This window comes from Klebsiella sp. B345 (genome assembly GCF_051131735.1).
In the GTDB taxonomy this organism is placed as follows: domain Bacteria; phylum Pseudomonadota; class Gammaproteobacteria; order Enterobacterales; family Enterobacteriaceae; genus Klebsiella.
In genome coordinates this window covers 2,651,304-2,665,308 of sequence record NZ_CP180443.1, presented here as the reverse complement: position 1 = coordinate 2,665,308, position 14,005 = coordinate 2,651,304, and the positions used below count along the sequence as shown (strand labels likewise).

Annotated in this window: 12 protein-coding genes and 1 riboswitch; of the genes, 6 read left to right on the top strand and 6 right to left on the bottom strand. The window is 56.1% G+C overall.

Annotated elements, in window-relative coordinates; translation table 11 throughout:
- Window positions 1-124: 124 nt before the first annotated feature.
- Together prlC and rsmJ are read left to right on the top strand one after the other, a co-directional pair.
- A complete protein-coding gene (gene prlC / locus ACMYSO_RS12615; protein ID WP_434664999.1) occupies window positions 125-2,167 on the top strand; it encodes an oligopeptidase A in 2,043 nt (680 codons plus the stop codon).
- A gap of 134 nt (window positions 2,168-2,301) precedes the next feature.
- Window positions 2,302-3,054 (top strand): 16S rRNA (guanine(1516)-N(2))-methyltransferase RsmJ, encoded by a 753-nt coding sequence (gene rsmJ, locus ACMYSO_RS12610; RefSeq protein ID WP_434664996.1) that lies wholly within the window; start codon window positions 2,302-2,304, stop codon window positions 3,052-3,054.
- Between the two features lie 96 nt (window positions 3,055-3,150).
- Here the strand turns inward: rsmJ and ACMYSO_RS12605 are convergent, their stop codons facing one another.
- Window positions 3,151-4,353, bottom strand: coding sequence for an NAD(P)/FAD-dependent oxidoreductase (locus ACMYSO_RS12605; RefSeq protein ID WP_434664993.1), 1,203 nt, complete (start codon window positions 4,351-4,353; stop codon window positions 3,151-3,153).
- A gap of 232 nt (window positions 4,354-4,585) precedes the next feature.
- On the opposite strand from ACMYSO_RS12605, the gene ACMYSO_RS12600 reads away from it, so the two are divergent.
- Window positions 4,586-5,089 (top strand): RrF2 family transcriptional regulator, encoded by a 504-nt coding sequence (locus ACMYSO_RS12600; RefSeq protein WP_123757227.1) that lies wholly within the window; start codon window positions 4,586-4,588, stop codon window positions 5,087-5,089.
- Window positions 5,090-5,130: 41 nt separating this feature from the next.
- On the opposite strand, the gene dtpB is transcribed toward ACMYSO_RS12600, so the two are convergent.
- On the bottom strand, window positions 5,131-6,579 hold the full coding sequence (gene dtpB, locus ACMYSO_RS12595) for a dipeptide/tripeptide permease DtpB (RefSeq protein WP_434587096.1): 1,449 nt from the start codon (window positions 6,577-6,579) through the stop codon (window positions 5,131-5,133).
- A 336-nt stretch (window positions 6,580-6,915) separates the two neighbouring features.
- Window positions 6,916-7,353, bottom strand: a complete 438-nt coding sequence (uspA, locus tag ACMYSO_RS12590) for a universal stress protein UspA (RefSeq protein ID WP_004126268.1) — start codon at window positions 7,351-7,353, stop codon at window positions 6,916-6,918.
- A gap of 379 nt (window positions 7,354-7,732) precedes the next feature.
- Between uspA and uspB the strand changes: the two genes are divergently transcribed.
- On the top strand, window positions 7,733-8,068 hold the full coding sequence (uspB, locus tag ACMYSO_RS12585; protein WP_123757229.1) for a universal stress protein UspB: 336 nt from the start codon (window positions 7,733-7,735) through the stop codon (window positions 8,066-8,068).
- 66 nt (window positions 8,069-8,134) lie between these two features.
- On the opposite strand, the gene pitA is transcribed toward uspB, so the two are convergent.
- Complete coding sequence (gene pitA / locus ACMYSO_RS12580) at window positions 8,135-9,634, bottom strand: inorganic phosphate transporter PitA (RefSeq protein ID WP_434582635.1); 1,500 nt, start codon at window positions 9,632-9,634, stop codon at window positions 8,135-8,137.
- A 230-nt stretch (window positions 9,635-9,864) separates the two neighbouring features.
- On the opposite strand from pitA, the gene ACMYSO_RS12575 reads away from it, so the two are divergent.
- Window positions 9,865-11,058 carry an NAD(P)/FAD-dependent oxidoreductase gene (locus ACMYSO_RS12575; RefSeq protein WP_434670707.1) on the top strand — a complete coding sequence of 398 codons (1,194 nt, stop codon included), beginning with the start codon at window positions 9,865-9,867 and terminating at the stop codon, window positions 11,056-11,058.
- 20 nt (window positions 11,059-11,078) lie between these two features.
- On the opposite strand, the gene ACMYSO_RS12570 is transcribed toward ACMYSO_RS12575, so the two are convergent.
- The gene (locus ACMYSO_RS12570) at window positions 11,079-11,972 is read right to left on the bottom strand and encodes a LysR substrate-binding domain-containing protein (protein ID WP_434670705.1); all 894 of its coding nucleotides are present in this window, start codon (window positions 11,970-11,972) and stop codon (window positions 11,079-11,081) included.
- A gap of 107 nt (window positions 11,973-12,079) precedes the next feature.
- On the opposite strand from ACMYSO_RS12570, the gene ACMYSO_RS12565 reads away from it, so the two are divergent.
- Window positions 12,080-12,661, top strand: coding sequence for a nuclear transport factor 2 family protein (locus ACMYSO_RS12565; RefSeq protein ID WP_434670704.1), 582 nt, complete (start codon window positions 12,080-12,082; stop codon window positions 12,659-12,661).
- A 31-nt stretch (window positions 12,662-12,692) separates the two neighbouring features.
- Here ACMYSO_RS12565 and ACMYSO_RS12560 read toward each other — a convergent pair whose 3' ends face one another.
- On the bottom strand, window positions 12,693-13,706 hold the full coding sequence (locus tag ACMYSO_RS12560; protein WP_434670703.1) for a magnesium transporter: 1,014 nt from the start codon (window positions 13,704-13,706) through the stop codon (window positions 12,693-12,695).
- A gap of 55 nt (window positions 13,707-13,761) precedes the next feature.
- Window positions 13,762-13,943: riboswitch (M-box (ykoK) riboswitch) on the bottom strand.
- Window positions 13,944-14,005: the final 62 nt, after the last annotated feature.

Genomic DNA, 14,005 nt, shown 5'->3' with positions numbered 1-14,005 from the left:
ACAGCAATACCCGGCGCTGAGCATTGCACGACATTGAAATTCACCCAACTATCCCCCATTCTAGATCTCATGCTAAAGCGCCGGAACGCGCGCTTCATTTACCCTTTTCAACAGGACTGCGCTTATGACCAATCCATTACTGACGCCTTTTTCTTTGCCGCCTTTTTCTGCGATCAAGCCGGAACATGTGGTCCCTGCGGTCAGCAAAGCGCTGGACGACTGCCGGGCATCGGTAGAAAGCGTGGTGGCGCAAGGAGCGCCGTACAGCTGGGAAACCCTCTGCCAGCCGCTGGCTGAAGTGGACGACGTACTGGGACGTATCTTCTCCCCGGTCAGCCACCTGAACTCGGTGAAAAACAGCCCGGAACTGCGTGAAGCCTACGAGCAAACCCTGCCGCTGCTGTCGGAATACAGCACCTGGGTCGGCCAGCACGAAGGCCTGTACAAAGCCTACCGCGATCTGCGTGATGGCGACCATTACGCCACCCTGAATACTGCCCAGAAGAAAGCGGTCGATAACGCGCTGCGTGATTTCGAACTGTCCGGTATTGGTCTTGCCAAAGAGCAACAGCAACGTTACGGCGAGATTGCTGCGCGTCTGTCTGAGCTTGGCAACCAGTACAGTAACAACGTCCTCGACGCCACCATGGGCTGGAGCAAGCTGGTGACCGACGAAGCCGAGCTGGCCGGGATGCCGGAAAGCGCGCTGGCGGCGGCTCAGGCCCAGGCCCAGGCGAAAGAGCAGGAAGGCTATCTGCTGACCCTGGATATCCCGAGCTATCTACCGGTGATGACCTACTGCGACAACCAGTCACTGCGCGAAGAGCTGTACCGGGCCTATTCTACCCGTGCGTCAGACCAGGGGCCGAATGCCGGTAAATGGGATAACAGCCCGGTGATGGCGGAAATCCTCGCGCTGCGCCACGAACTGGCCCAGTTGCTGGGCTTTGAAAGCTACGCCTTTAAATCGCTGTCGACCAAAATGGCCGAGAACCCGCAACAGGTGCTCGACTTCCTGACCGACCTGGCAAAACGCGCACGTCCGCAGGGCGAGAAAGAGCTGGCCCAGCTGCGCGCCTTCGCCAAAGCCGAATATGGCGTTGACGAGCTGCAGCCTTGGGATATTGCTTACTACAGCGAAAAACAGAAGCAGCATCTCTACAGCATCAGCGATGAGCAACTGCGTCCGTACTTCCCGGAAAACAAAGCCGTTAATGGCCTGTTCGAAGTGGTTAAGCGCATTTACGGGATCACTGCCAAAGAGCGCACGGACATTGACGTCTGGCACCCGGAGGTTCGTTTCTTCGAACTGTATGATGAGAGCAACGAGCTGCGCGGCAGCTTCTATCTCGACCTGTACGCGCGTGAACATAAGCGCGGCGGGGCGTGGATGGATGACTGCGTTGGCCAGATGCGTAAACTCGACGGTTCGCTGCAAAAACCGGTTGCCTATCTGACCTGTAACTTCAACCGCCCGGTGAACGGCAAGCCGGCGCTGTTTACCCACGACGAAGTGATCACCCTGTTCCACGAGTTCGGTCACGGTCTGCACCATATGCTGACCCGGATTGATACCGCCGGGGTATCCGGCATCAGCGGGGTGCCATGGGATGCGGTCGAACTGCCGAGCCAGTTTATGGAAAACTGGTGCTGGGAGCCGGAAGCGCTGGCGTTTATCTCTGGCCACTATGAAACCGGTGAGCCGCTGCCGCAGGCGCTGCTGGACAAAATGCTGGCCGCGAAAAACTACCAGGCGGCGCTGTTTATCCTGCGTCAGCTGGAGTTCGGCCTGTTCGACTTCCGTCTGCATGCGGAATACCAGCCGGAGCAGGGGGCGAAAATTCTCGAGACCCTCGCGGAAATCAAAAAGCAGGTGGCCGTGGTGCCGGGGCCGTCATGGGGTCGCTTCCCGCACGCCTTCAGCCATATCTTTGCCGGTGGTTATGCGGCAGGTTACTACAGCTATCTGTGGGCCGACGTGCTGGCGGCAGACGCCTTCTCTCGCTTTGAAGAAGAGGGGATTTTCAACCGCGAAACCGGTCAGTCGTTCCTCGATAACATCCTGAGCCGCGGCGGTTCCGAAGAGCCAATGGTGCTGTTCAAACGCTTCCGTGGGCGCGAGCCGCAGCTGGACGCAATGCTCGAACACTACGGGATCAAGGGCTAATTTACCCGTCGTTCTTAAAGCTGCCTCTTCGGCAACGGCACTCACTCACCCTGGTCGCGTACGTGCTGTACGTTCCCAGGGATTCATTCATTTGTTGTCTCGATGCAACTTGAATTACTTAGGGTAAAGTGGACGTGAAAATCTGCTTAGTAGATGAAACAGGCGCCGGAGACGGCGCCTTATCTGTTCTTGCAGCTCGCTGGGGGCTGGAACAGGATGATGACAACCCGATGGCGCTGGTGATGACTCCGGAGCATCTGGAACTGCGCAAACGCGATGAGCCGAAGCTCGGCGGGATCTTCGTTGATTTTGTCGGCGGAGCCATGGCCCACCGGCGTAAATTTGGCGGCGGTCGCGGTGAAGCGGTGGCGAAGGCCGTTGGCGTGAAAGGTGACTACCTGCCAGAGGTGGTGGATGCGACGGCGGGACTGGGGCGAGATGCCTTCGTGCTGGCGGCGGTCGGCTGCCGGGTGCGGATGCTGGAGCGCAATCCGGTGGTGGCGGCTCTGCTTGATGACGGGCTGACACGCGGCTATGCCGACCCGGAAATCGGCCCGTGGTTACGCGAGCGTTTGCAGTTGATTCATGCTTCCAGCCTGACGGCGCTGACGGATATTACACCGCGTCCGCAGGTGGTCTATCTGGACCCGATGTTCCCGCACAAGCAGAAAAGCGCGCTGGTGAAGAAAGAGATGCGCGTGTTTCAGTCGCTGGTGGGACCGGACCTGGATGCCGACGGGTTGCTGGCGCCGGCACGACTGCTGGCAACTAAACGGGTGGTGGTGAAACGCCCGGATTACGCGCCGCCGCTGGCCGAGGTCGCCACGCCGAACGCGGTGGTCACCAAAGGCCACCGTTTCGATATCTACGCCGGGACGCCTGACTAGCCGGGGGGAGTTCCCGGATGGTGGCATAACTGCGCCTTATCCGGGCGACCATTCGTCGCCCCGCTAAGCGCAGCGCAACTGGGGAGTTTTTGGCGATCAGACAAACGGTGCCAGCGGGTCGGCCATCTCAAAGGCGGCGGTTTTCTCGGCCTTTGGCGGATAGATCAACTCCTGGGTAATGGACATCTTCAGCTTTTTCGCCTCTTCCCGGGTCAGTTTCACCTGCTGATCCCAGCCTTCGGTATAAACCGCCCCCCACGCGCCGAGGTCGAGACAGGTCACGTAGTTTTCCTGACGATAGGGCAGCGGCGTCACGTCGAGCAGGCTGGCAGCCGCGTTATTCCCGGCAAACTTACCCAGCAAAATCGCGTGCTGGCAGGTCATCAACGCATGGTTACCTTTGTCATCGGTGGCGGCATAGGCCACGTCACCGGTCGCATAGATATCGTCATAACCCACCACCTGAAGCGCCGTATTCACATGCAGGCGGCCCAGACGATCTCGTGGGGCATCAATCTGCGCCGTCAGGCCGTTAGCCTCGACGCCAACGGTCCAGATAACGGTCCGGGAGGCGATTCTCTGGCCGTCTTTCAGCATCACGCCGTCGGCATCGACACACTCAACTTCAGTGTTCACCCGCCACTCAACGCCGAGCTCTGCAGAGGCCTGGACGATAACCTCGCGCAAGGCTTCGCTGTAGCGTGAACCCGGCTGCGGGCCGCGCTCAACTACGACTACTCTGGTCTTAGCATTCGAGCCGAGGATCGCCCGCAATTTGCCGGGCAGCTCCAGCGCCATCTCGATACCGGTGAAGCCGCCGCCGCACACGACCACGGTATTGCGTGACTCACTGTCGGCCTCATGGGCAAGGGATTTCAAGTGCGATTCCAGCACGCTGGCGCTCTCCAGCTGATCGAGATCGAAGGCGTGGGTATCGGCGCCGGCCACCAGTGAACGGTTGACGTGGCTGCCGCTGGCCAGAACTAACCGGTCGTAGCTCTGCTGCTGCGTGACGCCGTTGGCATCGGTCCAGGTCACGGTTTTGCTGGCCGGAAGGATCCGGGAAACCGTCCCGCGCAGGAAGCGCACGCCGGTTACGTCAAACAACGGCTGCAGCGGCGCCACCAGGGTCTCGACGGCATTTTCATAAAAGCGCGGACGCACCCGCAGTTCAGGCTGCGGCGCAATCACCGTTATCTCTACGGCCTGTGATTGATGTTGATCGGCCAGGCGAGCGGCGCTAAGCGCGGCCCACATTCCTGCAAAGCCGGCACCGACAACCAGAATTTGTTTACCCATGATGGTTTCACTCACTGTTAACGACGATATGTTTACTCGGATTTTATTTGTCGTAGTATGTAATTGCAATCTGATTTGTGATGCGGAGCGGGCTTGGTGGGTTGATTTGTGTTTATCTTATTGATAATAAAAAGTTTAAAAATTTTATGGTCGACGTGATCTTTTATCCTTGTGGCAAGGCTATGGCGAAAAAGCTACAATAACTCAGATTTATTTTGGCTGAGATAAGAGCATGGCATTCTACAGTTCCGGTGTTGAGTACGGCATCCATAGCCTGATGTGTATGGTGGACAGCAAAGGCGACGCCCGCGATATGAGCGTGCGCGAAATTGCCGATCTGCAAAGCGTGCCCTACGACTATCTGGCCAAAATCTTTACCCGCCTCTCGAAGGCCGGCCTGGTGCGCAGCACGGAAGGTAAGGGCGGCGGATTCCAGCTGGCGAAGCCGGCGGAACACATCACGGTACTCGATGTGGTGAACGCCATTGATGGCGATAAGCGCATTTTTGAGTGTCGGGAAATTCGCCAGCGGCTGGCGGTGTTTGACGAACGCCCGCCGGAATGGGCCTGCGAAGGGATCTGCGGCGTGCGATCGGTGATGGATATGGCCCAGCAGCGCATGGAAGAGGCCCTGGGACAGCATACGATTCTGGACCTGGCGCGTAAGATGTACCGCAAAGCGCCGGACGAGTTTGTTATCGAAGTACAGGACTGGATTGCCGCGCGCAAAGGTTAACCCCAGCCGTGTTGTCCGCTGAGGTTAACCAAACCATAGCGTTACTGGTCGCTGGTCGGCGTATTGATCATCCGGTTGAGCCACGGCACCAGAATTGCCATCACTATTGTCACTCCCAGCGTCACCAGGCCAATCTTGCCGAAGACGTTGGTGTAGATCGGTAGGGTTTGCAGCGGGTCGGTGATGTTTTCCGGCACGGCGGTGAAGGTCGCAACATAGCCGCCCATCAGGAAAGCGGCCGCCTGAGTCAGGAACCACATCCCCAGAATAAAGCCCATCAAATGCTGCGGCACCAGCGCGGCGACCATCGCCAGGCCGAGGGCGCTAATCAGCAATTCACCGAGGCTCTGGAACAGGTACACCAGCACGATAAACCACGGTGACGTCAGCCCCTGGGCATCGGCAAACCAAATCCCTGCCGCCGCCGCGGTCAGGAATCCCAGCGAACATAAAAACATCCCGAGGGTAAACTTCATCGGCATGGTCAGGTCTTTGCCTTTATTGCCCAGGCGCGTGTATATCGCCGCCAGTACCGGGCTGGCTACCACTACCCAGAACGGGTTCAGCGCCTGGAAGCTCACCGGGTTAATGGTGATGCCGAGAATGTCGTGATGGACGTTATTAATGGCGAAGAAGTTGAGCGAGGTCGGCATCTGCGCGTACAGAATGTAAAACAGCACCGCCTCCAGCATCAGGATAAAGGCGACAAACATTTTATTGCGCCCGGTCTTATCGAGTTTGAAGGCCTCGCGGAAGAAGAAAATGATCACCACAATGGAAAGCACAATCAGCACCAGGTTGGCAATTTTGACGTTATGCAGCAGCCAGGCGCAGAGGAACACCATCGCCACCGTACCCACCAGGACATACAGCAGGTTACGCAGTACTAAGGGACGATGGTCCGGTTCAGAACCGATATCTTTGACCATTCCCCGACAGGCGAAATAGACCAGCAGCGCGATAATCAGCCCCGCGCCGCACAGGTTATAGGTGACGGCATAGCCAAACTTTTCGGCGATCACCGGGGCCAGCGACAGTGACAGCAGCGAGCCGATATTAATCGACATATAAAACAGGGTGAAGGCCCCATCAAGACGCGCGTCTTTGGGCGGGTAGCATTTTGACAGCAGGCTGGCGGGGTTGGCTTTAAACAGGCCGTTGCCGACGGCGATAGTCCCCAGAGCGATAAAAATCAGGTCGGGCTTGAGCAGCGACATCCCGGTCATAAAGTAGCCCAGCGCCAGCACCACTGCGCCGAGAACCAGCGTGCGTTTGGTGCCGAGCAGATGGTCACCGACATAGCCACCGATAGAGATCAGGCCATACACCAGCGCCGCAAAGGCACCAAAGGTAATAAATGCCTGTTCCTGAGAAAATCCGAGCTGTTTAACAAAGAAGACGGCCAGAATCCCCTGGACGCCGTAATAGCCAAATCGCTCCCATAATTCCACAAAAAAAATCATGAAGAACGGCCGTGGTTGCTGCAACAACCCAGTAGGTGCAGTAGTTTTCATATTCCTTCGCCTTAAAGTTCTATCCCAAAAAAGTATGAACGCGTATGCCAGAACGCGCTGAAAAAGTATTCTTAAGTGCAATGATTCGGTAATTTGCTATGTTTGTAGATTATTATACGAATTATATTTCTTATAATTGGTTGATCACACTAATCATTAATAATTTTGTGGATTGATGTTCTGGAATGATTTTGAGGGGGAGGCGAGGGAGGGATACCATGAGAAATAGCGTTCAGGCCGGTTCACGCCCCGTAAAAACAACAACGCCCGCAATAGCGGGCGTTGGCATTCTGCTGGTCTACAGAGCGACGGTTATTCGTCTTCTTCGTCGCGCAGCGGAACAATCAGCATATCGACATGAACGGTGTTGATCAGCTGGCGTGCGGAGGACATCAGCTTGCTCCAGAAATCCTGATGGTGACCGCAGACCACCAGGTCCATATCGTATTTTTTAATCGCATCAACCAGCACCTGACCGAGATCGCCGCTGCCGCTCAGGGTTTCGGTAATCGGGTAGCCCGCATTGGTGGACAGTTCGCTCAGCGCGTGGTGGGTCTCTTCGGAAATGCGTTTCTGCATGTCACCCAGGTTGACATCGATCAGACCGGTGTAGAGGTCGGAGTAATTCACATCTACGTGAATCAGAGAAACCTTGGCATTGTAAGGTCGGGCCATTGAAACGGCTTTTTCTACCAGCACTTTGCTTTCCGGGGAGAGGTCTACTGCAATAAGAATATGTTTGTAAGCCATAGTGTTACTCCTTCCATAAGTTGTCGATGACCATTGGACCAGACAGCTGGTGCTGTCGCTTCGCCCGCGTCCTGCGCGCTAATCCGCGGGGGTTCAGCCTGTTAAGGACTTAATTGTAGAAGATATTTCTACCTTATAGCGCCCCTCGCGCTCCGTCAATGCACCTGGTCCACCAAAAGTTAAACAAATATATCCGTCTTACGTATTGATAACGATTAACCTTGTGGTAAAAAAATTGACTGATCTCCTACACTATTTAATGAGCCGATCGGATAAATAAACGTGATCGGTATCTCACTCTTGTATTGTATGTTGGGTTGGGTATTGGGGAGCGCTAGCCCCGGAGACGTCTCCGAGGGTGGGTCGCCGGGGAGGACGTATGATCAGCACTATTGCGCTGTTTTGGGCCCTGTGTATCGTTTGTGTGGTGAATATGGCACGCTACTTCTCTTCACTGCGTGCGTTATTGGTTGTGCTACGTGGTTGCGATCCCTTGCTTTATCAATATGTCGATGGTGGCGGCTTTTTCACCTCGCATGGGCAGCCGGGTAAACAGATGCGTCTGGTTTGGTATATCTACGGCCAGCGTTATCGCGATCATCATGATGATGAGTTTATTCGTCGCTGCGAGCGGGTACGGCGGCAATTTATCCTGACCAGCGCGCTCTGTGGTCTGGTGGTGGTGAGTCTGATCGCGCTGTTGATCTGGCACTGACCGGTTGCCAGATAAAAAAAACGGGCCAGTTTCCTGACCCGTTTTTATCATGTGCTGATACCCGCGTTAGATAAGCTTCAGCGAGAGCCAGTACAATCCGCCGGAGAGCAGAATTGCGGCCGGTAAGGTGAGAACCCACGCCATCAGAATGCTGGTGACGGTTTTTCTCTGCAGGCCACCGCCATCGACGAGCATCGTCCCCGCAACAGAGGAGGAGAGCACGTGGGTGGTAGAAACCGGCATACCGGTATAGCTCGCCAGACCAATCGATACGGCGGCGGTCATCTGGGCTGACATACCTTGTGCGTAGGTCATGCCTTTCTTACCAATTTTCTCACCGATAGTGGTCGCCACGCGGCGCCAGCCGATCATGGTGCCGATACCCAGCGCCAGCGCAACCGCCATAATGATCCAGATTGGCGCGTACTCGATGGTGCTCAGCATATCGGTTTTCAGTTTCTTCAGCAGGCGCTGATCGTCTGCATTCACTTCCGGAAGCTTCGCGACTTTGTCGGTGGTATCGGAGATGCACAGCATAATGCGGCGCAGCTGAGCACGCTGATCGACCGAAAGGGCGTCATAGCTTTCGATACCGGTCAACGCGGTCTTCACACGGTCCAGGGCGTTGATGGTGTTCGCCGGGTGGCAATGGAATTCACCGCCGTTTGGCGTCGCGCTGGCATCCGGAGACGGTACCAGTTGGTCAACGCCGGTGACTTTCTTCAACAGCTCAGGGCGCTGCTGGAAGAAGGTTTCCACGTTGTTGACCGCATCACGAGTCCGGGTGATTTCATAGCCGGAGGCGTTCATGTTGACCACGAAGCCCGCCGGAGCGACGCCGATAAGCACCAGCATGACCAGACCAATGCCTTTCTGACCATCGTTGGCACCGTGCGAAAACGATACGCCAATAGCCGACAGAATCAGCGCAATACGGGTCCAGAATGGCGGCTTTTTCTTACCGTCTTTCTTTTCACGTTCTGCCGGGGTCAGGTGGATACGGGCGCGTTTTTTAGTACCGCTCCAGTAGCGACGCAGAATGAAAATCAGCCCGCCTGCAACCACCAGGCCGACGATCGGCGAGATGATAAGCGAACCGAAAATTCCGAGCACTTTCGGAATATTCAGCGCGTCAACCACTGAGGTGCCCGTCATCAACGCATTGGTTAAACCAATACCGATGATAGCGCCGATCAGCGTATGTGAACTGGAGGCTGGCAGACCAAAATACCAGGTGCCGAGGTTCCAGATAATCGCGGCTAGCAACATAGAGAACACCATGGCGAGGCCATGTGCGGAACCCATATTAAGCAGCAGGTCGGTCGGCAGCATATGCACGATGGCATAAGCGACGCTAAGGCCACCTAACAGCACGCCGAAGAAGTTGAAGAGGGCCGCCATCGCAACAGCAAGTTGCGACCGCATTGCGCGTGTGTAAATCACAGTTGCAACCGCGTTTGCGGTATCATGAAAGCCGTTAATCGCTTCGTAAAACAGCACGAAAGCTAAAGCAAGCAATAGTAATAGTCCGGTATGTAAATCCAGACCGGCAAATAAATGTAGCATAGGACGTTACGCCATTTTGAGGACATGAACGCGGCGCATTATCAGGGACTTTAGCGGCGCGGGCAAAGTGAAATATAGACTTTTTTTGATTTTCTTCCTGTCTGTTTTTTACTCTCTTGAGATTAATCTTATATCTTTCAATGATGTATCTAAATACATGGATTTTCGTGCTGGTGCGACCAGAGTGAAAAATTTACAATTCCCGACAATCGGGATATGAGGAAAGTTGTGTGGAAAGGTTTGATGCCATTGTAATCGGCGCCGGTGCGGCGGGAATGTTTTGTGCAGCGCTGGCGGGCCAGGCAGGGCAGCGTGTGCTGCTGCTGGATAATGGCAAAAAGCCGGGTCGTAAGATCCTGATGTCCGGCGGTGGACGCTGCAACTTTACCAATATGTATATTGAGCCAGCGGCTTATCTCAGCCAAAACCCGCATTTTTGCAAATCTGCGCTGGCGCGCTACACCCAGTGGGATTTTATCGAACTGGTCGGCAAGCACGGCATTGCCTGGCACGAGAAGACCCTCGGCCAGTTGTTCTGCGATGACTCCGCCGGGCAAATTGTCGACCTGCTGCTGGCCGAATGCGAAAAAGGGGCGGTGCAGATCCGCCTGCGCAGCGAGATCATCAGCGTTGAGCGCGACGATGAGGGTTACACCCTGCAGCTGAATGGCGACGCGGTGGCGGCAAAAAAACTGGTAGTAGCCTCGGGTGGTCTGTCGATGCCGGGGCTGGGCGCCTCGCCGTTCGGCTATAAGCTTGCCGAGCAGTTTGGCATCAAGGTGCTGCCCACTCGTGCGGGCCTGGTGCCCTTCACTCTGCACAAACCGCTGCTGGAACAGCTGCAGGTTCTTTCTGGCGTCTCGGTACCATCAACCATCACGGCGCAAAACGGCACGCTGTTCCGTGAAAATCTGCTGTTTACCCACCGTGGCCTCTCCGGGCCAGCGGTGCTGCAAATTTCCAGCTACTGGCAGCCGGGTGAGTTTGTCAGTATCAATCTGCTACCGGATTGCCATCTCGATGATTTTCTCAACGAGCAGCGCCGCGAGCACCCGAATCAGAGCCTGAAAAACACCCTCGCTATGCAGTTACCAAAGCGCCTGGTGGAGTGCCTGCAGCAGCTGGGACAGATACCGGACGTCACGTTGAAACAACTGAACCTGCGCGATCAGGAGTTGCTGGTGGAAACGCTGACCGCCTGGCGCGTCCAGCCGAACGGTACTGAAGGCTACCGTACCGCAGAAGTGACCCTCGGCGGCGTTGATACCAACGAACTGTCGTCGCGCACTATGGAAGCCCGGAAGGCACCGGGACTCTACTTTATCGGTGAAGTGATGGATGTGACCGGCTGGCTGGGCGGCTATAACTTCCAGTGGGCGTGGTCTTCCGCCTGGGCCTGCGCACAGGCGCTGGCGGGTGAGTGACAATCACGCCGTCTGTCGGGTTAGCTTTCTGCCTCTGAATCGTGGCGGAATAGCGCCTGCCAGGCACGCGCAGCGCCGTTAATCTCCTCTTTACGGCTCACCCGGAGCAGACTGGCGCAAAGCGCCGGGTCATTCAGGGGACGATAGACAATCCCCGGAATGCCGACCTGCACTACCGGTTCGGGGACCAGTGCCACGCCCAGTCCGGCGCCGGCCATCGCCAGCACGCTTAGCGTTCCTGACGCGCGGGATATACGCTGGGCATTCCCTCCGTTGAGCGCCTGCAGAACAGACGTCAGCTGCGCATCCGCATCGTGGCTGGCATAGAGGATCAGCGGCTCCTCCGCCAGCATCGCCACGGTCAGCTGCGGGTACACGGCCAGCGGGTTATCCTGTCTCATTGCCACAAACCGTTGCCAGCTGCCGACGGCTTCGCAGCACAGCGCCGGGTGGCTTGCTCCCTGAAAGTCCGGCAAATAGCCAATATCCAACTGGTCATGAAGAATCGCATCAATTTGCTGATGCGGTTCCAGCTCCTGCACCGTCAGTTCGGCCTGCGGATAGCGCTGGTGAAAAAGCCGCATATCGGCAACCAGCAGGCCGCTGAGCACCGCATTACCGGCAAAACCGACGCGTACCTGGCCCATTTCTCCTTTGAGTGAACGCTCGACCATTAAGAGACTATGCTCAGTCTGGGCGAGGATATTTTGTGCCTGAACCTGCAGAAGCTTCCCGGCTTCAGTAAGCATCACCCGGCGGCTTGAGCGGATAAACAATGCGCCACCCAGCTCATTTTCCAGATCTTTAATCTGCTTACTCAGCGCAGGCTGCACGATATGCAGGCGTTCCGCGGCGCGACCGAAATGGCTCTCCTCGGCGACGGCCAAAAAGTAGCGCAGATGGCGAAGTTCCATAGAGCCTCATTAATCACTAAAAGTGATTGATCGATGAAATCTGTATATTTGAGTTTATTGTATCGCGGGCACAAACTACACCCGGTTCACTAATCGGAGAGACCAACATGCATAGCCAATTACAAGACCGTCAGCAGCTTAATGACTTGATGACCGGCTGGATCCATCGTGACCTGAGCGAATGGGAGAAATTACGTGGCCTGTTTCACCCGGACGGGACGATAGAAATCACCTGGTTTGAAGGGCTGGCCAGCGATTTTATCGATGGTTCGATCCGCATGGGCGCCTCTGAGTTGCGCACCCGTCACCTTATCGCGTCACCCGTCGTGCAGTTCAGCGATGACGGCAGCCGGGCCATTCTCGAAACCTGCGCGGTGATTATTGCTGAAAACACCCGGTTGAATATCGGCTGCGAGTGCCATAACCGTTTTTATGATATGGCTGAAAAGCGCGACGGCGTGTGGCGGTTGTTCCATCGTCAGAGTATCTACGATATGGGGACCTTCACTTTCCCGCAGGGACCCACGGAGATTGACGCCTCGTTGGTCGCAAAATACCCGCGTGAATACGCCGCGCTTGGTTATCTGCTAGAGCAGAGTGGTTTTCCGGTACAGCGCGTGTTTGCTACCCGGGGCAGCGACCAGGAGCGAGACATGAAAGCCGCGGGAATGCGCTGGCTCTCGGCATAGTTCTCGCATCGCGCTGGCGCCCCCGAGGTGATTAATTCAGGCCAAGAAAGTGCTGGGCGATTTTGAAGTAAATAATCAGCCCGGTACCGTCGATCAGCGTGGCGATAAACGGTGCGGAGACCACCGCCGGGTCAATCCCGACGCGCTTGAGCACCATCGGGATCACCGACGACACCACCGCGCTCCACAGGGTAATGCACACCAGCGTCAGGCTGACGATCATCGTGATTTCCATGCCGATGCCCATCATCCAGGCTCGGATGCATCCCGCCAGCCCAAGAGTAATGGCAATCAGTAGCGATGTGGTCACCTCTTTGCGAATCACCCGTCCCATATCACGCAGTCGGACTTCCCCCAGCGCCATGGCGCGCACCAGCGTGGAGGTGATCTGCGTACCGCTGTTGCCGCCGGTGCCAATCAACAGTGGGATGAAAAAGGCCAGCGCGATGGCGGACTCCAGCGCCTCGCCAAAGTGTTGAAGCACGCTGCTGGTATAGGCCTCCGCCACGAACAGCAGCAGCAGCCATACCGCTCGCTTCTTCCACAGCGTCCACGGGCTGATCTCCAGATAAGGCTGATCCAGGGGCAGCGTCGCCCCCTGGCGATGAACATCTTCGGTGACGTCATCCTCCAGCAGATGGGCAATCTCTTTTTCCATCAGACAGCCCACCAGTTCGCCTTTGTCGACCACCGGCACCAGATCGAGCCCGCGTTCGGTCAGCTCCGCCACCACCTGCTGGCGCTCGTCATCAGGCCTGACGCGAAACAGACAGCTGTCCATCAGGTAGCGAATGGGCTGCGCCGTCTCGTTCTCCTGGAGCAGTTTTTTAATCGATAAACTCCCGCGCAGTTTCTTACCGGCCACCACAAAGACCTGGCCGGGGATCTCATCGCTGGTGAGTCGGGAGATAAACAGTTCCCGTGCCTCAGAGACGCTGAGGTGCTCAGGCAGGGTGATAAAATCGGTACGCATGTATTGTGCGATAGCGTCGCCGTCAAAGTTGGCAGCGGGCAGGTGCGCGGTGCAGTGCTGAATAGTTGACATGAGGTATACCCTATAAAAAATCACTCATAGGGGCGAACAAGACAGGGTGCGCACAGGCAGATCCCTACGTCCTGGTTTTAGCACTGCACAACGTATCTGAACGGAAAATACCGCCAGAAGTTACCTTGGCAACACCTTGATTCGATGGATGCCTGTATTTCCCTGAGTGGTCTCTCTCGATACCAGCAGGGCGGTAACTTATGTTTATGCAGGAGCCTCGCCATAACGAGATCGTTAAATGAGCGGCCATTATAGGGAGGTGAGATTGTTGTGAAAGCGTATCATTTACGTGGTTTATC